This is a genomic window from uncultured Roseobacter sp., from assembly GCF_947499265.1.
Taxonomy (GTDB): domain Bacteria; phylum Pseudomonadota; class Alphaproteobacteria; order Rhodobacterales; family Rhodobacteraceae; genus Roseobacter.
Map to the genome: position 1 here is coordinate 12,755 of NZ_CANMNK010000005.1, position 15,347 is coordinate 28,101.

16 protein-coding genes are annotated in these 15,347 nt (G+C 59.1%); 8 read left to right on the top strand and 8 right to left on the bottom strand.

Annotated elements, in window-relative coordinates:
• Positions 1 to 30: 30 nt before the first annotated feature.
• Both Q1A63_RS14075 and rpiA read right to left on the bottom strand, forming a co-directional pair.
• Entirely contained in the window at positions 31 to 1,494 is a 1,464-nt protein-coding gene (locus Q1A63_RS14075) for an FAD-dependent oxidoreductase (RefSeq protein WP_298973513.1), read from the bottom strand.
• A gap of 106 nt (positions 1,495 to 1,600) precedes the next feature.
• Positions 1,601 to 2,389: a ribose-5-phosphate isomerase RpiA gene (gene rpiA / locus Q1A63_RS14080; protein ID WP_298973514.1), complete on the bottom strand. Its 789-nt coding sequence runs from the start codon at positions 2,387 to 2,389 to the stop codon at positions 1,601 to 1,603.
• 189 nt (positions 2,390 to 2,578) lie between these two features.
• On the opposite strand from rpiA, the gene Q1A63_RS14085 reads away from it, so the two are divergent.
• The 3 genes from Q1A63_RS14085 (at position 2,579) to Q1A63_RS14095 (ending at position 5,624) form a co-directional block, all read left to right on the top strand.
• Positions 2,579 to 3,271 carry a glutathione S-transferase family protein gene (locus tag Q1A63_RS14085; protein ID WP_298973515.1) on the top strand — a complete coding sequence of 231 codons (693 nt, stop codon included), beginning with the start codon at positions 2,579 to 2,581 and terminating at the stop codon, positions 3,269 to 3,271.
• Entirely contained in the window at positions 3,272 to 4,645 is a 1,374-nt protein-coding gene (locus tag Q1A63_RS14090; protein ID WP_299632111.1) for an L-serine ammonia-lyase, read from the top strand. It begins immediately after the preceding gene.
• Between the two features lie 61 nt (positions 4,646 to 4,706).
• The gene (locus Q1A63_RS14095) at positions 4,707 to 5,624 is read left to right on the top strand and encodes a DMT family transporter (protein ID WP_298973519.1); all 918 of its coding nucleotides are present in this window, start codon (positions 4,707 to 4,709) and stop codon (positions 5,622 to 5,624) included.
• On the opposite strand, the gene Q1A63_RS14100 is transcribed toward Q1A63_RS14095, so the two are convergent.
• A complete protein-coding gene (locus Q1A63_RS14100) occupies positions 5,542 to 6,261 on the bottom strand; it encodes a thiamine diphosphokinase (RefSeq protein ID WP_299632112.1) in 720 nt (239 codons plus the stop codon). The two genes, Q1A63_RS14095 and Q1A63_RS14100, sit on opposite strands and share 83 nt — an antisense overlap.
• Positions 6,262 to 6,483: 222 nt before the next feature.
• On the opposite strand from Q1A63_RS14100, the gene Q1A63_RS14105 reads away from it, so the two are divergent.
• A complete protein-coding gene (locus Q1A63_RS14105) occupies positions 6,484 to 8,640 on the top strand; it encodes a hypothetical protein (RefSeq protein ID WP_299632113.1) in 2,157 nt (718 codons plus the stop codon).
• A gap of 70 nt (positions 8,641 to 8,710) precedes the next feature.
• On the opposite strand, the gene Q1A63_RS14110 is transcribed toward Q1A63_RS14105, so the two are convergent.
• Both Q1A63_RS14110 and Q1A63_RS14115 read right to left on the bottom strand, forming a co-directional pair.
• Positions 8,711 to 8,935, bottom strand: coding sequence for a DUF2842 domain-containing protein (locus Q1A63_RS14110; RefSeq protein ID WP_298973523.1), 225 nt, complete (start codon positions 8,933 to 8,935; stop codon positions 8,711 to 8,713).
• A 9-nt stretch (positions 8,936 to 8,944) separates the two neighbouring features.
• Positions 8,945 to 10,237: an adenylosuccinate synthase gene (locus Q1A63_RS14115; protein ID WP_299632114.1), complete on the bottom strand. Its 1,293-nt coding sequence runs from the start codon at positions 10,235 to 10,237 to the stop codon at positions 8,945 to 8,947.
• Between the two features lie 177 nt (positions 10,238 to 10,414).
• Here Q1A63_RS14115 and Q1A63_RS14120 point away from each other — a divergent pair, with 177 nt between their 5' ends.
• A complete protein-coding gene (locus tag Q1A63_RS14120; RefSeq protein ID WP_298973526.1) occupies positions 10,415 to 10,810 on the top strand; it encodes a DUF6524 family protein in 396 nt (131 codons plus the stop codon).
• Positions 10,811 to 10,889: 79 nt separating this feature from the next.
• Positions 10,890 to 11,108 (top strand): hypothetical protein, encoded by a 219-nt coding sequence (locus Q1A63_RS14125; protein WP_299504296.1) that lies wholly within the window; start codon positions 10,890 to 10,892, stop codon positions 11,106 to 11,108.
• Here Q1A63_RS14125 and Q1A63_RS14130 read toward each other — a convergent pair.
• The 3 genes from Q1A63_RS14130 to nthA are packed head-to-tail and all read right to left on the bottom strand — an operon-like array spanning position 11,105 to position 12,719.
• The gene (locus Q1A63_RS14130) at positions 11,105 to 11,422 is read right to left on the bottom strand and encodes a nitrile hydratase accessory protein (RefSeq protein ID WP_298973528.1); all 318 of its coding nucleotides are present in this window, start codon (positions 11,420 to 11,422) and stop codon (positions 11,105 to 11,107) included. The genes Q1A63_RS14125 and Q1A63_RS14130 overlap by 4 nt on opposite strands.
• Positions 11,419 to 12,090 carry a nitrile hydratase subunit beta gene (gene nthB / locus Q1A63_RS14135; protein ID WP_299632115.1) on the bottom strand — a complete coding sequence of 224 codons (672 nt, stop codon included), beginning with the start codon at positions 12,088 to 12,090 and terminating at the stop codon, positions 11,419 to 11,421. The genes Q1A63_RS14130 and nthB overlap by 4 nt, the downstream gene beginning before the upstream one ends.
• Positions 12,087 to 12,719: a nitrile hydratase subunit alpha gene (gene nthA, locus Q1A63_RS14140; protein ID WP_298973532.1), complete on the bottom strand. Its 633-nt coding sequence runs from the start codon at positions 12,717 to 12,719 to the stop codon at positions 12,087 to 12,089. The genes nthB and nthA overlap by 4 nt, the downstream gene beginning before the upstream one ends.
• Positions 12,720 to 13,042: 323 nt before the next feature.
• Between nthA and secG the strand changes: the two genes are divergently transcribed.
• Positions 13,043 to 13,405, top strand: coding sequence for a preprotein translocase subunit SecG (gene secG, locus Q1A63_RS14145; protein ID WP_298973533.1), 363 nt, complete (start codon positions 13,043 to 13,045; stop codon positions 13,403 to 13,405).
• Between the two features lie 173 nt (positions 13,406 to 13,578).
• On the top strand, positions 13,579 to 15,222 hold the full coding sequence (locus tag Q1A63_RS14150) for a CTP synthase (RefSeq protein ID WP_298973535.1): 1,644 nt from the start codon (positions 13,579 to 13,581) through the stop codon (positions 15,220 to 15,222).
• Positions 15,223 to 15,347: the final 125 nt, after the last annotated feature.

The following is a 15,347-nucleotide window of genomic DNA, read 5'->3' on the forward strand; positions in this document are numbered from 1 at the left end:
ATGCCATAGGTACGCAAGGTTGCGCGGAATTCAAGCAGTACGCATCGGGGTGCGCATCGTTACAATCTCTTCGGACATGGTCGGGTGCACCGCCACCGTCCGGTCGAAATCCTCTTTTGTCGCGCCCATCTTGATTGCAACGCCCGCCAGCTGAATCATTTCACCTGCGCCCGGTGCGACGATGTGACAGCCCAGGACCTTACGCGTTTCCTTGGAAACCACCAGCTTCATCAGGACCCGGTCCGGGCGCCCGGCAAAGGCCGTCTGCATCGGGCGGAACGAGGTGCAATAGACCTCAATCGGCTCCAGCTCCCGCGCGTCTTCCTCGCTGAGGCCAACGGTGCCCATCTCCGGTTGGGTAAAGATCGCAGAGGGGATCAGCTCGTGATCCACCGGCGTCGGGTTGCCTTTGAACACGGTCTCGACAAAAGCCATGCCTTCGCGGATCGCCACAGGGGTAAGGTTCACACGGTCTGTGACATCGCCGATCGCGTAGATCGAGGGCACCGCGGTCTGGCTGTATTCATCAACCTCGATCTGCCCGCGACGTCCGAGTTTCACCCCCACGTCCTCCAGTCCCATGTCCCGAGAGTTCGGATCACGGCCGGTGGCAAAGAGCACCATGTCAAAGACACGCTCGCCGCCATTGGTCGATTTGACCCAGATCGGCCCATCGGTGGCTTTGGCAGTGGTCTGCATCTCCTCGCGCTGCTTCACATCCGCTCCCATCGCCGCGTCGGACGCAGTGCCCGCCGAGCTCATCAAATGGTCTTCACTCGCGGGTGCCATTTCCAGTATATTCGTGCCCACCCGCAAATCGATGCCGCGCTCGCGCATGGATTCGGCAACCAGGCCGCGGGCCTCCTCATCAAATCCCCGGAGAATTTGTGCACCGCGATAATATTGTGTCACCTCGACCCCAAGGCCGTTCATGATGCCCGCAAATTCACAGGCAATGTAGCCGCCACCGACAATCAGCAGGGATTTGGGCAAAGCCTTCAGATGGAAAATATCATCTGACACAATTCCAAGATGCGCGTTGGGCGTATCAGGTCGCACCGGATGGCCGCCGGTGGCCACCAGGATATGTTTCGCCGTCTTTGTTTCGCCGGTCGAAAGCTTGACCTCATGTGGCCCGGCCACCGACGCCCGCGCATCGAAGGTGTCGACCCCGGACCCCTTGAGCAAATTGCGATAGACCTGCTCCAGCCTGTCTAACTCGTCATTCAGCCGTTTGCGGAAAGCGGGCCAGTCAAACGGCCCTTGCTTCAGGTCCCAGCCGTAGGATTGCGCGTCTTCGACAACGCCCGCGTATTCGCTGGCAAACACCATCAGCTTTTTGGGCACACAGCCCCGGATGACACAGGTGCCGCCATAGCGGTCATCTTCGGCCAGCGCCACCTTTGCGCCCGCCTCGCCAGCGGCAACACGCGCGGCGCGCACACCGCCCGACCCGCCTCCGATGACAAAGAGATCATAGTCAAAATCGCTCATCGCGCGGGCCTTTCCAAGTCTTTCGGGTCTTTGAGGGGTCTATATAAGTGTGCGGCAGGTCATTACCACAAGGTCTCGGTGTTTTTGGCAGGCCCTTGAGCGGCACTCAGTCGGACAGATCGGCAAAAAGGTTGTCTGATTCAACAAAATCCAGCTGTCCTTTTTCGACCGTGCCTTCGTTGATGTCGCGCACTTCCACCTTGCCGTCGCCGAAGCCGATGATCACCCGATCACAGATATCGATGAAGAGGCCATTCTCGACCACACCCGGCATCTGGTTGAGCACCAGGGAAAGCTGCCGCGCATTGCCGATACGCTTAAGATGCAGGTCAATGATGTGATTGCCCTCGTCTGTCACGAAGGGGACCGCGCCATTCATGCGCAGGCTGCTTTCCCGGCCCAGCACATCCATGGACACCAGCGTTTCCTCAACCAGCGCCTGAGTTGTCTGCCACCCGAAAGGGATAACCTCGATCGGCAGGGGGAAAGCGCCGAGCGTTTCGACCTCCTTGCCCACGTCGGCAATCACAACCATTTGATCAGAGGCCGTCGCCACGATCTTTTCCTGCAGCAGCGCGCCGCCGCCCCCTTTGATCAGGTTCAGCTGACCGTCGAATTCATCGGCACCGTCAATGGTGATGTCGAGCCACTTGGCCTCGTCAAGGGAGATCACCTCGATACCGACATCCCGGGCAAGCTCTGCCGTGCGGGTGGAGGTAGGCACCCCTTTGATCCGCAGCCCGTCATCACGCACCATCTCACCAAGACAGCGCACCAGCCAGGCGGCGGTTGATCCGGTCCCCAATCCAACGCGCATCCCCGTTTCCACCAGCTGTGCCGCGCGTTTGGCGGAGACGAACTTGGCTTTGTCGATGGGAGAGAGTTCAGACGGCATGGGCGGAATCCTTGGCGAGAGATGTCAGCCTTATAGAAAACATGTGCAGCGGGTGCGAGGGGTGATTTTGAGCAACTTGTGTCTGGTTTGCGGACAATTGGCCTCATGGCGATGTGCCATGTGCAAATCGCTTTGAAAAACGTCGTTTCCTGCACCGCTGCCATAAGGGAATCGGAATAGATCTGGGGCATGAAGAACGCTGCCTACAAGCTCCATTACGCCCCTGACAATGCCTCGCTGGTGATCCGCCTGGCGCTGGAGGAGATTGGCGCGCCCTACACCACGCATCTGGTGGACCGCCGCGCACAAGGACAGCGCACACCGGCCTATCTGGCATTGAACCCGGACGGCAAAATCCCGGTGCTGGAGACAGAACATGGCGCGCTTTTTGAAACTGCAGCTATACTTCTGTGGTTGGCAGACAAACACCGCGGCTTGGCCCCTGCGCCCGATGCTCCTGAGCGCGGCGACTGCCTGAAATGGCTGTTTTACCTCTCCAACACGGTGCACCCCGCCCTGCGGATGCTGTTTTATCCCTGCGCCTACATCGGCGCATCCGAAACAGATCAACGGCAGCTCCAAACCGCCGCGCGCGCAAGTATCTTGGAGCATTTTGCCCTATTGGACGCGCATTGGCGTCACCGTGAAACACCCTCGATTCTCGACCTCTACACCGCACCGATGCTGCGCTGGATTAGGCTTTACCCCCGTAACACCGATACCAGCTGGTTTGACCTGCACCGCTTTCCTGCTCTACATCGCATGGCAAGTGCGCTTGAGACCCGCGCGTCGGTCATCGCGGCCCAGGCTGCCGAGGGTCTTGGACCATATCCTTTCACCGCGCCGCAGGCGCCAACCCCGCCCGAAGGAAGTGCTCTTTAGATGTTTCTGTCTGTCTTCGATATGTTCAAGGTAGGGATCGGCCCGTCGTCGTCACACACGATGGGGCCGATGGTGGCTGCGGCACGCTTTCTGGACAAAATGCGCGCCTCGCCCTTTGTCTTTCACGGGCTGCGCGCCTCCCTGCATGGCTCGCTGGCTTTTACAGGCGTCGGCCATGCCACGGACCGCGCGACCATCCTTGGTCTCGCTGGGTTTGTGCCCGACACCTACGATGCCGATAAAGCGGACGCAGCGCTCGCGCAGATCAAGGCGGAGGGGGTGATCCATCCTGAGGGCCTGCCAGAACTGTCCTTTGACCCCGCGCAGGATCTTATCTTCGACTTCGACACCATTCTGAGCGGACACGCCAATGGCATGATGCTGATGGCCACGGATGCGCAGGGCGACGTGACGCTGCGCGAAACCTATTATTCCATCGGTGGTGGTTTTGTCATGACCGAGGCGGAACTGGCCGAGGGAAAGGACATTGAAGAGGGTGCGCCGATCCCCTTCCCTTTCAAAACAGCGGCACAAATGCTGGAGATGTCCGAAGCCTCGGGCCGCACAATTGCAGAAATGAAACGTTCGAACGAGGCAGCGAGAGGTGGTGTGGATAACCTGCGCTCCGGCACCAAACGGCTCTGGCAGGTGATGAACGATTGCATCAATCGCGGTCTTTCCAGCGAAGGCGAACTGCCCGGCGGGCTGTCTGTGAAACGGCGCGCCAAGGGGATCCACGAAAAGCTGTTGGAGGAGCGCGGCATGAACCTCACCGCGCCCCACACCATCAACGATTGGATGAGCGTTTACGCGATGGCGGTGAACGAGGAAAACGCCGCCGGTGGTCAGGTGGTCACGGCCCCAACCAATGGCGCGGCCGGCGTGTTGCCGGCAACCCTGCGCTACTATCTCGATCATGTGCCCGGCGCATCAGAGGCGCATATCGAGGACTTTCTGCTGACCGCGGCGGCCATCGGCGGGCTGGTCAAGTACAATGCCTCAATCTCCGGGGCCGAGGCAGGCTGCCAGGCCGAAGTTGGCTCGGCAGCCGCGATGGCTGCGGCAGGTTTATGCGCTGTGCTGGGGGGCACGCCGCAACAGGTCGAAAACGCTGCCGAAATCGCCCTGGAACACCACCTCGGGATGACCTGTGACCCCGTGAAGGGGCTGGTGCAAGTGCCCTGCATCGAACGCAACGGGCTGGGTGCGATCAAGGCTGTCTCTGCCGCCTCTCTTGCCCTGCGCGGAGATGGTACGCATCTGGTCCCGCTGGACGCCTGTATCGAGACGATGCGTCAGACCGGGGTGGATATGTCAGAGAAATATAAGGAGACATCGCTGGGCGGCTTGGCGGTAAATGTGCCAAACTGCTAAAAGTTGTGTTAAACGCCGTGCTCTTCTTGCAATGATTGAGTTCCGGTTCTAGCCTCCGCCAATGGCCCTAGATCGTCCCCTCCTCGGCATCACCCTGATGCTCGGCTTCTGCATTCTTGCTCCCGTGGGCGATGCCGTGGCAAAGATATTGGGGCAGACCGTCCCCATCGGTCAGTTGGTGCTCGTGCGATTTGCGGTGCAGGCGCTTGTTCTGATCCCCCTTGTCTGGGCGACCGGGCGCATGTGGAAAATGCGCGGCCGCATCCTGGCGCTGACCTTTATACGCACATTGCTTCATATCCTCGGGATCGGCGCGATGGTCACCGCGCTGAAGTTCCTGCCGCTGGCTGACGCCGTTGCCATTGCCTTTGTCATGCCCTTTATCATGTTGCTGCTGGGCAGATACGCCTTGAACGAAGAGGTTGGCCCGCGCCGCATGATCGCCTGTCTGGTGGGCTTCATCGGAACGCTCTTGGTGGTGCAACCCAGCTTCACGCAGGTCGGCTGGCCCGCCTTGCTGCCACTGGGGGTGGCGGTCAATTTCGCCCTCTTCATGCTGGTCACACGTCAGATTGCCAAGGAAACCGATCCCATTGGGCTGCAAGCGGTCAGCGGTGTCATGGCGGTTGGCGTCATGCTGCCGGTGCTGCTGGTATTTCAGGGCAGCAGCCTGGCGCAGTTGCACCTGATCCAGGTCAGCAATTTCGAGTGGACGCTTTTGATCAGCATCGGGCTTCTGGGCACGGTCGCGCACCTGCTGATGACCTGGTCGCTGCGCTATGCGCCCTCAGCGACGCTGGCGCCGATGCAATACCTGGAAATCCCCTTCGCGACCATCATCGGCTTTCTGGTCTTTGGCGACTGGCCGAACCCGCTGGCCTCCACCGGCATTCTGATCACGATGGCTGCGGGTCTCTATGTGGTGCTGCGCGAGCGGGCCACCGCGCGTGATCTGGCAGCGCAGCAAGCCGTTCCGTAACCGCCGCCAAAAACCGGCGCGGCAGGATGCAGAGCATGAAAGGCGCATCAACTTCGAGGCGCAGGTCGCCCGTAGCCCGATTTGACGTCCCCGAGGCACCGGTAGGTGAAAACGTGAGACCCTCAATCGGCCACTCCAACCCCTGCGAAACCCCGCGCACCTCTCCCATCGGGAATAATGACACGCGTGTGCCCGGAGCCATGGGAATTTCTATCGTCGGCGGGCAGAGAAAAATGACATCTTCATCCCCCAGCAAGAGACACGCGACATCGGGGCGCATGACAAGTGTGTGCAACACACCCAGTTGATGATCGATCCGCCGACCGCAAAATCCAACGGCCAAAACAACAGGCGCGCTGATATTGCGCAGCGCCTTATCAAAATCCGTGCTCATCTGTTCAGGGATCTTGTGGAACCGCGCCGTGGGGATTTGCGCTTGCGCTTCGGGTGAGATGGAATCCATATCACCAATGACCGCCGTCAGTTCGATACCCGCCCGCAGTACAACATCTGCCCCGCTGTCGGCTGCCACGCAGACCGGCGCCAGGGCCAAAGCCGCCTGCAAATCCTCAGGCCCAACCGCGCCCCCACCCACCAAAGTGACTGCCTCAAATTCGTCTACAATTTTATTATTCACCGAAGTTTAATGTCCTTTTTGGAAACAGAACACAATCTCGCCACGAAATGATACGGTAAAAAGCACAGATTCGCACCGGTTTGGACTTTTGCCGTATGGTAAACAGTTTGTTGAGATCACGCAGAGGACGAGCATCCGATGATGAATAACAACAAGATTTTGACAGTCTCCTACGGGACATTTTCTTGCACGCTCGAAGGATTTGACGATTCTTTCGACACAATGAAAGCGATTGCGGAGTATTTCCGCGATCTGGCTGCAGATGACAGGTATTTTGGCGCAGAACCGCCACAACCCGATGCAGAAATGCTCGCTCGGATCGCGGAGCGCGAGGTTGCGCGGCGTGTTGAAGCGCGTGAACATGACGGCCGTATCATGCTTAAGGCACATGATGAGATCGTCGAAGAGGCCGTCGAACCTCCCAAGGCTGCAGCGGTGACGACAGCTGCTGTCGCCGCGGTTCCGGAAGCGGAAGCCGCCGAAGATATCGTTTCCAATGAGGCAACAACGCCGGAGCAGGTTGCGGAGCCCGAAACCGGCTTTGTGGCGGAAGAGGCACCTGCCGCCGAAATTTCGCCCGAAACATCGGTCATTGAAGACATCGCAGAAGAAGAGCCTGCTGAAACGGCGGTTGAAGAAACCGAATCCACAGTCGATGCATCAGCCTTCGACGCCGATGAGCCTGCTGCGGAGACCGCTGAAGTGGCGCCCGCAGCCGATGAGGTGGCACGGGTTGAGGCGGTCACATCGGCGCTTGAACACGGTGAAGCTGTCGCAGACGCCACGGTCCAAGAGGATTTTGCCGAAGAGATTGTGGCACAGGACTTCGCTTTGAGCGCGGAGGCCTTTTTTGCCGATAGCCCTTCCATCGACGACATGGAAGACGACGTGGAAATGGAATCAGAGGCCATTGAGCCGTTTGATAGTTTTGTTGCTGAACCCGAATTCGTCGCACCGCCCGCCGCTACCGCCGATGCGAGCGATAGTATTGCGGCCAAACTGCAACGCATTCGCGAAGTGGTCTCGCAGCACGACGACGAAGCCGAGGACGTTGAGTACGAAGAAGACATCGTTAAAGCAGAGGATCAGCACGCCAGCGATATCCTCGACGCAGCGTTTGAGACAGAAGCGTCAGACAGCGTGCATGATGAAGACACCACGCTGACGGACGCCGCGGAGGACATCGAAAGCGCGCTCGACGCGGATGACCAGATCGCTGCCGAAGCGGAAGAGCCACAGGATGAGGCGGAGGACGAACTTTCTGGCATCCTGAGCCGTCTTGAGGCTGGCGATGCGCAAAGTGACGCGCTTGAGGAAGAAGACACTCTGATCGGCGCAGACGATGATGATGTGATCACGGACGATGCGGGCGAAAACCTTTTTGAAGATGACGATCATTTTGAAGAGGATCATCACGACGCGGACGACCATGAAGAACCGACTGCCGAAGTCGAAGAGGCCATTGCGGCCCAGGAAGAGGATGACGACCTGCCCGTAGCCCCCGTTCAGGGCCGTGTGATGAAAGTGGATCGCGCGGAACTGGAAGCTGCTCTGGACTCCGGTGAGCTCGAAGAATTTGACGGCTCCGACGCGCCTGAACTGTCCGATGAAGACGAAGCAGAGCTTCAGCGTGAATTGGACGCGGTTGCCGCCGAAGCGGGATCTGATGACACAGATGCCCAAGCCACCCGCCCGAGCCTGCCTGCCATCGACGCGGATGCGAGCGAAGACGTGTCACGCCTGATGGCCGAAGCGGACAGCCAAATGGAGGAGCCGGAAGGTGCCACACGGCGCAGCGCATTTGCGCATCTTCGCGCGGCGGTTGCGGCGCGTTTTGCCGACAAGACCATGCGCGAGGAACCAACCGAGGAAGAGACCACAAAGGCCTATCGCAGCGACCTTGCAGAGGTGGTCAAACCGCGCCGCCCGGTCGCCTCCGGCAACCGTACAGAGCGTCCGGCAGAAGCCCGCCCGACACCGCTGAAACTCGTGGCCGAACAGCGCATTGACGTCGATGGGGCGGGCAATAACGCACCCGTCACACCACGGCGTGTTGCTGCGGCCTTCGATGACGATTTTGATACGGATGAGGACACTGGCTTTGCAGATTTTGCCGAAGAGATGGGCGCAACCAAGCTGCCCGAGCTTCTCGAAGCTGCTGCTGCCTATCTTTCGTTTGTGGAAGGGCATGAGCAGTTTTCCCGCCCGCAACTGATGACGCGCGTGCGCCAGGTCGACTGCGGTGAATTTAGTCGCGAAGACGGTCTGCGTTCTTTTGGGCAATTGCTGCGCGCCGGTAAAATCGAGAAGATCAAGGGCGGGCGTTTCACCGCATCCGAGGCGATCGGTTTCAAGCCGGATGAGCGCGCAGCAGGGTAAACCCTTATCGCAAAACAAAAAAGGCAGGCTTTCATCGCCTGCCTTTTTGCATTTCAGACGCCTGTTTTAGCTATTCATCGGGTTTATCCGGATCAGCTTGACCAATTCCCTTGAAGACAAACTTGAAGGGCAGCGCCCATACGATGCCCAGCACGATATAGACCACAAGCTCCACCCAGAGCGATGGACGTTCCAGCCAATTCACAATGGTCACCGCAACAACGATATAGGCGGGCAGACCCACCAGCAGGATCAGAAGCGACAGTCGGCGGCGGGCTTTGTAACTGACGGGCATGGGGTTTTCTCAATCGGCAAAAGGGTCCGTCACAAGGATCGTGTCCTCACGCTCGGGTGAGGTGGAAAGTAGGGCAACGGGGCAATTGATCAACTCCTCGACCCGGCGCACGTATTTGATCGCATTGGCAGGCAGATCTGCCCAACTGCGGGCCCCTTCGGTAGATTCGTGCCACCCCGGCATCTCCTCGTAGATCGGCGTGCAACGCGCCTGATGATCCGCCGCTGTGGGCAGATAATCCAACGGTTCACCGTCCAATTCATAGCCTGTGCAGATTTTCAGCGTGTCAAAGCCATCCAACACGTCGAGTTTGGTAAAGGCGATCCCATTGACACCCGAGGTCGCGCAGGTCTGGCGCACCAGCACCGCGTCAAACCAGCCACAGCGGCGCTTGCGCCCCGTAACCGTTCCGAATTCGTGACCGCGTTCACCGAGCCGTTGGCCGTCCGCGTCGTCAAGTTCCGCCGGGAAAGGGCCTTCGCCCACACGCGTGGTATAGGCTTTGACGATCCCCAGTACGAAGTCGATGGATCCCGGCCCGATGCCCGTGCCCGTTGCCGCCTGCCCCGCAATCACGTTGGAGGAGGTCACGAAAGGATAGGTGCCGAAATCGATGTCCAGCAACGCGCCTTGCGCGCCTTCGAACAGAATGCGCTTTCCTGCCTTGCGTTGTTCGTTCAGCACCTTCCATACGGGCGCCGCGTACGCCAACACAACCGGCGCAATCTCTCGCAGTTTTGCCAGTAATGCATCGCGGTCGACGACTTCCAACCCCAATCCGCGGCGCAGTGCGTCATGATGCACGAGCGCACGGTCAACCCGCAATTCAAGCGTGGCTTCATCCGCCAGATCGGCCACACGTACGGAACGGCGGCCCACTTTATCCTCATAAGCGGGGCCAATCCCGCGCCCGGTTGTGCCGATTTTGGCAACGGAATTCTGCGCCTCACGGGCGCGGTCCAGTTCCCCATGGATCGGCAGAATGAGGGGGGTGTTTTCTGCAATCATCAGCGTTTCGGGGGTGATTTCAACACCTTGGTTGCGCAACCCCTTGATCTCGCTGTCCAGATGCCAGGGATCCAGAACCACACCGTTACCGATCACGCTCAGCTTGCCACCACGCACGATCCCGGATGGCAGCAGGCTCAGCTTGAAGACCTCCCCGTCAATCACCAGCGTATGCCCGGCGTTGTGCCCGCCCTGAAACCGCGCGATCACATCCGCCCGCTCAGAGAGCCAGTCCACGATCTTGCCTTTTCCCTCATCGCCCCATTGAGCGCCGACAACGACAACATTTGCCATGGCTGGTCCTTCTTTGCTGTGCTTCAAACCCGCGCCGGTATAGCCGCGCGGGGCGACGGGCGAAACCCGAAAAGAGCCTGCCGCCTGCCGTAAGTTCGGATCCCGACCGCCATAGACATTTCAGCCGCGACACGGGTATTTTCCGCCAGACCGATCAAAAGCCGGGAGCAATGGATCATGGGATTTCTAACGCGGTGGTTTTTTGCCTTTGCGCTGTTGGCGCTGACGTTCAACCCGACGCAATACAATTACATCAACTGGGCACGTGACTACGGGGCCATGAACCTCTCGATTGCGGTGCTGCTCGCCCTGATCCTGACCGTCGGGTACATCATCTATCTGCGTGCGACTCTGCGCTCTATCGGCGCCGGAGGCATGGTGCTGGTGCTTGCCATCATCGGCGCCCTGATCTGGGTGCTCTACGATCTGGGCATTCTGCAGTTGGACAATTCAAGCTTCCAGGTCTGGCTTGGTGTCTTTGCCCTGTCTTTCGTGCTGGGGATCGGCCTGAGCTGGAGCCATGTCAGGCGGGCGCTGTCAGGTCAGTCAGATGTGGATGATGTCGATGAATAGCGGTCTTTAAACTCATTTGTTCAATCGATCATGGCCAAGTGCTGCGTCACAGACTAGATTTCAGGCGAGGAGACGACACATGCGGAACACGCCGGACAAACCTGAAGACTTTCAAAAGTTCTACTATGCCAAGGTTGGTCTGGGTGAAGGATGTGGCTGCGCCGAACGGGTCATAGACATGCACGAATTTGACCGTCTCGCAGGCAAGCCACGTTTGCGATTGCCTCGGTTCCCACAAAAGGGCGCATGGCGTCGGTTTCTGAACAAAGCCGGGCTCACCGCACGGCCGAAAGGCTAATCTGCAAGCTGAACCGGCACGCCGTGTGGTGTGGTGAGGTAGGCGGCTTCCCAGGCGGCTTTGGCCGTCAAAACATCCTGCGTTTCCGCCATGCCCATGCTCGCCAGGTAGTGCTCAAGCGTTTCCAGCCAGGCGATGAAATAATCGTCACCACCGTCGAGTTCCTTGTCCAGACCGTGTCGTTTCAGGGTGGCCCCAAATCGGGTGGCCCAATCGGGCCAGTCAAAGTGACCGGCCTCGTTCAGAACGACCGTCAAAGCGAAAACCTGGGCGTGCCAAGGCTCGGAAAACTTGGGCTCAGGCGCGCTCGTCATGCCGGAGCCAGATAGGATTGCCAAAGATCAAGGATCACCTCATCGCCTGGATTTTCCGGATGTGACCACAAATCCGACGCCGCAAAGGCCACGGCGTAAAGCGGTTCGGGGGCGTCCCCTAACCGGTGCGCGGAACTGTCGGGCAGAACATGGGTACCGTGATAGCGGATCACGCGGCCAGTGGCCCCCGCGGCATATTGCGGCAAACGGGTGTGGCCGCCATCGACAAACATATTCGCCGCGATCTGGCGGGTGCGCACCACGTCACCGGGTTTGAAAGCAGGCCCGACGCTGCTTGGTCGGTCCGCCGGCCCGCCGCGCGCCAGAACAGCAGGCACGTTTTCCTGGGTCAACATTTTATCTGCCGGTGGTTGGGGTGCCGCATCTCCTGCCGCCAGTTCGGCGGCAGTGACCATACCCGCCTCAACCAAAAGATCTGCGAGCCCGGCCATCCATTTTTCGTAATAGGAAAAGCGCGCGTAATCCATCGGGGCCAGTTTTTCACGGACATGCCGAGACACGTCGATGTTCCATGCACCATGCGCGGCGACCGCCAGCGTAACAGACAGCGCGCGCGCGTGCCAATCTGCATGAAATACCTCACCCTCGGCTTCCGGAATCACCGGGCCGTCCCCATAGCGGCCACCCATATCATGCGGGCGTGTCATGCTTTAGCCTCCGAGGCCTGTGGATCCAGCGCCAATCCGGTGCCGATCATGCTGTCGCGCGTGACAAGCGCCATCAGCCCGGCCTCGTCCATGCCCTCGGTGCCGACGGGGCGTTTCGGGATCACCAGATATCGAATTTCCGCCGTCGAATCCCAAACCCGTACCGCCGTTCTTTCCGGCAAGGTCACGCCAAAATCCGCCAGAACGGCCCGTGGTTCCCGGACCGTCCGGGCGCGGTAGGCGTCTGATTTATACCAGCCCGGCGGGATGCCCAACAGCGGCCACGGATAGCAGCTGCACAGCGTGCAAACGACCATATTGTGGATGTCGTCGGTGTTCTCGACCGCCACCATGTGTTCGCCCTGCCGTCCATAATAGCCAAGCTCGGAGACCAAAGCCGTGGCATCCTCCAGCAACCGCGCCTTGAACGCAGGGTCCAACCAAGCACGCGCCACCACATGGGCGCCGTTGCGCGGACCGATCTTGTTTTCATAGGTATCGATAATCTCATCCAGCGCCGCCGGATCAATCAGCCCTTTTCGGGTCAGGATTGTTTCAAGTGCCTTGATGCGCAGGGCGGGATCAGGCGGCAGGAGGCTATGGGGGTGATCAGGGTCATCATGGGGCATGCACATATCATTGCGGGCCAGTGAATGACTTGTCCAGCGGTTCTCTGCCGCACTTATCCACAGGTTGTATTTTGAGGGCGATTTCTAGCGCAAATCGTGCTATGCATTTTGCATGAAGTGAGTCTTCAGCGCCTCAATTCCAGGATAACCCTCTTAGTCTGCGCGCGAGAGAGAGTAGCTTCGACAGACCGTCGCCCGGACAAATCGACTGGCGGCGGTCTTGACTTGTGAAAACCCCAACGGATTAGCGGCTTTCCTCCCTTGCGAGCCGGGGCAAACTTGCCTAGATACCCCCAAAGCCAAATCAAACCCGCAGGTCCTTAATGGAAAACGTCATCCTGATCGTCCACCTTATTCTGGCGCTGAGCCTGATCGCTGTTGTGCTGATGCAGCGGTCTGAAGGCGGTGGCCTGGGGATGGGCGGCGGTGGCGGTGCCGTGTCCGGGCGTGCGGCGGCCACGGCTCTGGGCAAACTGACATGGCTTCTGGCCATCGCGTTTATCTGCACGTCGATCACATTGACCATTTTCGCCGCCGAAAACGCCTCTGGCAGCTCGGTTGTGGATCGACTTGGTGTCACGCCGCCCGCCCTGAATGAACCTGCAACGCCTGCGGTTCCGGAAAGCGATCTGCTTTTGCCCCCGACACCGGGTGACAACGCACCGCTTGTTCCGACAGCAGATTAACCTCTAACTACAACCCCTTGCGGATGCGAGATGTTTTGCAACATCATGTTGCGGTACGTCTTGCCTTTGCACACCGAATCCTGTTAGGCTTAAATCCCGTGGAACTGCGAATATCGCGGTCTATTTGAGCGGCCTTTCACACACCGCAAAGATGCACGGGAGCATATCAGACCATGGCACGTTATATCTTTATCACCGGTGGTGTGGTGTCTTCCTTGGGCAAAGGGTTGTCCTCCGCCGCTTTGGGCGCGCTGCTGCAGGCCCGTGGATTTTCGGTGCGGTTGCGCAAGCTTGATCCCTATTTGAATGTTGATCCCGGCACGATGTCGCCCTTTGAACACGGCGAGGTGTTTGTCACTGACGATGGCGCGGAAACCGATCTTGATCTGGGCCACTACGAGCGGTTCACCGGCGTGTCCGCGCGCAATACTGATTCCGTCTCTTCGGGCCGCATCTACTCCACCGTCCTCGAAAAAGAACGGCGTGGCGACTATCTGGGCAAAACCATTCAGGTGATCCCCCATGTGACCAATGAGATCAAAGCGTTTCTTGATGTGGGCGGCGATGAGGTGGATTTCATGCTGTGCGAGATCGGCGGCACGGTTGGGGACATCGAGGGCCTGCCCTTCTTCGAGGCCATCCGCCAATACGCCCATGACAAGCCGCGTGGCCAGTGCATTTTCATGCATTTGACCCTGCTGCCCTATCTTGCAGCCTCAGGCGAATTGAAGACAAAACCAACCCAGCACTCGGTCAAGGAACTGCAAAGCATCGGGATCGCGCCGGATATTCTGGTCTGCCGCTCGGAGCAGCCCATTCCCGAAAAGGAACGCGAAAAAATCGCGCTGTTTTGTAATGTGCGCAAAGAGGCTGTTGTGGCCGCTTATGACCTCAAGACCATCTACGACGCACCGCTGGCCTATCATGAACAGGGCTTGGATCAGGCTGTCCTTGATGCCTTCGACATCTCCCCTGCCCCGAAGCCGGATCTGAGTGTCTGGCGTGATGTCTCGGACCGGGTCCATCATCCGGAAGGCGAGGTCCGGGTCGCGATTGTCGGCAAATATACTCAGCTCGAAGACGCCTATAAATCCATCGTCGAGGCGCTGACCCATGGCGGCATGGCCAACCGTGTGAAAGTCCGGGTTGAATGGGTCGACGCGGAGCTTTTCGAGCGTGAGGATCCCGCCGCTCATCTTGAGGGTCTGCACGCCATCCTTGTCCCCGGTGGCTTTGGTGAGCGCGGCACGGAAGGCATGATCAAGGCCGCTGAATTCGCACGTACTCGCAAAGTGCCCTACATGGGCATCTGTCTGGGCATGCAGTTGGCGGTGTTGGAGGCGGCGCGCAATGTGGCCGGTATCATCAGCGCAGGCTCCGAAGAATTCGACCACGAATCCGGGAAGAAGCGTTTTGAACCTGTGGTCTACCACCTCAAGGAATGGGTTCAGGGCAACGCGAAAGTGTCCCGCAAGGTCGAAGACGACAAGGGCGGGACGATGCGATTGGGCGCCTATGACGCCACGCTGAGTGCCGGGTCGAAGGTGGCAGAGGTCTACGGCACGACCACAATCGACGAACGCCACCGGCACCGTTATGAGGTGGACATCAAGTACCGCAAACAGTTGGAAAGCGCGGGTCTGAGCTTTTCCGGCATGTCGCCTGATGGCAAACTGCCGGAGATTGTCGAATGGCCGGACCACCCCTGGTTTATCGGCGTACAATTCCACCCCGAGCTGAAATCCAAGCCCTTTGATCCACATCCGTTGTTCAAGGATTTCATCCGCGCGGCCAAGGAAGTCTCGCGCTTAGTCTGAGCCTTTTTGCTCGTCAAGCCCGGACACGTATCAGACGGGATTTCGCAGAAATCTGCCGCCCTTGCGCGCCGATCTGCGGTTTCCAGCCCAAATTCCCCTCCGACAAAAAAAGGCGGCTTTGCCGC

What these genes read in the sequence shown, in the direction of transcription:
- Q1A63_RS14095 (WP_298973519.1), top strand. Translation starts at nt 4,707, where the DNA reads ATGGCCCTAGATCGTCCCCTCCTCGGCATCACCCTGATGCTCGGCTTC.
- Q1A63_RS14125 (WP_299504296.1), top strand. Translation starts at nt 10,890, where the DNA reads ATGCGGAACACGCCGGACAAACCTGAAGACTTTCAAAAGTTCTACTAT.
- nthA (WP_298973532.1), bottom strand. Translation starts at nt 12,719, where the DNA reads ATGCCCCATGATGACCCTGATCACCCCCATAGCCTCCTGCCGCCTGAT.
- Q1A63_RS14130 (WP_298973528.1), bottom strand. Translation starts at nt 11,422, where the DNA reads ATGACGAGCGCGCCTGAGCCCAAGTTTTCCGAGCCTTGGCACGCCCAG.
- Q1A63_RS14090 (WP_299632111.1), top strand. Translation starts at nt 3,272, where the DNA reads ATGTTTCTGTCTGTCTTCGATATGTTCAAGGTAGGGATCGGCCCGTCG.
- Q1A63_RS14115 (WP_299632114.1), bottom strand. Translation starts at nt 10,237, where the DNA reads ATGGCAAATGTTGTCGTTGTCGGCGCTCAATGGGGCGATGAGGGAAAA.
- secG (WP_298973533.1), top strand. Translation starts at nt 13,043, where the DNA reads ATGGAAAACGTCATCCTGATCGTCCACCTTATTCTGGCGCTGAGCCTG.
- Q1A63_RS14110 (WP_298973523.1), bottom strand. Translation starts at nt 8,935, where the DNA reads ATGCCCGTCAGTTACAAAGCCCGCCGCCGACTGTCGCTTCTGATCCTG.
- rpiA (WP_298973514.1), bottom strand. Translation starts at nt 2,389, where the DNA reads ATGCCGTCTGAACTCTCTCCCATCGACAAAGCCAAGTTCGTCTCCGCC.
- nthB (WP_299632115.1), bottom strand. Translation starts at nt 12,090, where the DNA reads ATGACACGCCCGCATGATATGGGTGGCCGCTATGGGGACGGCCCGGTG.
- Q1A63_RS14085 (WP_298973515.1), top strand. Translation starts at nt 2,579, where the DNA reads ATGAAGAACGCTGCCTACAAGCTCCATTACGCCCCTGACAATGCCTCG.
- Q1A63_RS14120 (WP_298973526.1), top strand. Translation starts at nt 10,415, where the DNA reads ATGGGATTTCTAACGCGGTGGTTTTTTGCCTTTGCGCTGTTGGCGCTG.
- Q1A63_RS14150 (WP_298973535.1), top strand. Translation starts at nt 13,579, where the DNA reads ATGGCACGTTATATCTTTATCACCGGTGGTGTGGTGTCTTCCTTGGGC.
- Q1A63_RS14105 (WP_299632113.1), top strand. Translation starts at nt 6,484, where the DNA reads ATGAAAGCGATTGCGGAGTATTTCCGCGATCTGGCTGCAGATGACAGG.
- Q1A63_RS14075 (WP_298973513.1), bottom strand. Translation starts at nt 1,494, where the DNA reads ATGAGCGATTTTGACTATGATCTCTTTGTCATCGGAGGCGGGTCGGGC.